Source organism: Alcanivorax sp. HI0044 (assembly GCF_001634945.1).
The window spans coordinates 1-888 of sequence record NZ_LWEZ01000994.1 but is presented as its reverse complement, the minus strand read 5'-3'; the positions used below and the strand labels follow the sequence as shown (position 1 = coordinate 888).

Below are 888 nucleotides of genomic sequence, written 5' to 3'. Positions count from 1 at the left end.
TGCGAATGCGGCGTCCATCGATTTTAAAAGAACCGCCGGATTGCATGCGGTTTTCCGATTGTAGAGCGTTGAGCACTACTTCCAGCGGAATGCCGAGGCTGACCAGGCTTTCTTGGGAGATATCCACATAAATGACTTCTGACGGCTCGCCTGCGGTGGTGACTTTCGACACATTTGGCACATTCAATAACTCGCGGCGTAGGAAGCGCGAGAGCTCGCGTACCTCGGAATCAGTTAGGTCTGGTGCGACGACCGCAAAGAAAATTCCGAACACATCGCCATAGTCATCATGGACAGTGGAATTTAAAGCCCCAATTGGCAGGAAGCTTTGTGCGTCACCGACCTTGCGTCGCAGTTCATCCCAAACTTGCGGCATTGTGTCGCCGTCATACTGGTTCTTTATCTCGACCTTGATAATAGACTCACCGGGTCGAGATCGCGAGGTCAGTCGTTTCAGCTGTGGTAATTGCTGNATGGCGGATTCCAGCGGCTCGGTGATTTCCTTTTCTACTTCTACTGCGGTGGCGCCAGGGTAGGGCGTGACCACCAGTGCCATCTTGATGGTGAAGGCAGGGTCTTCGAGGCGGCCAATATTGTTCATTCCCCACAAGCCGCCGAGCAGGCATGCAAGTATAATCAGCCAGGTGTTGACAGGACGCTTGATGGAGGTGCGTGCGATATCCATGAGGCGCCCTATCAGAATCCGTTGAATGGGGTTACGGGCATGTTATCGTGCAATAGCCGCACGCCAGCACTAACAACCTGTTCGTTACCTGAGAGACCGGCGACCAGAGCGTGGCCCTGCTTGGTGACGCCATGTACCTTGACCGGCTGTGCAGTCACCACAGATTTTTTCGGTTGGTAAACCCACACACGGAATTTGCCTTC

The 888-nt window shown here is 53.7% G+C and carries 1 protein-coding gene and 1 pseudogene; both read right to left on the bottom strand.

The window, feature by feature from the left end:
- The coding region (locus tag A3730_RS11765; protein ID WP_197477453.1) for an efflux RND transporter permease subunit at positions 1 to 685 on the bottom strand (685 nt) is incomplete at its 3' end.
- A gap of 11 nt (positions 686 to 696) precedes the next feature.
- Positions 697 to 888 (bottom strand): annotated as a pseudogene (locus A3730_RS32660) (efflux RND transporter periplasmic adaptor subunit); the annotation flags it as partial.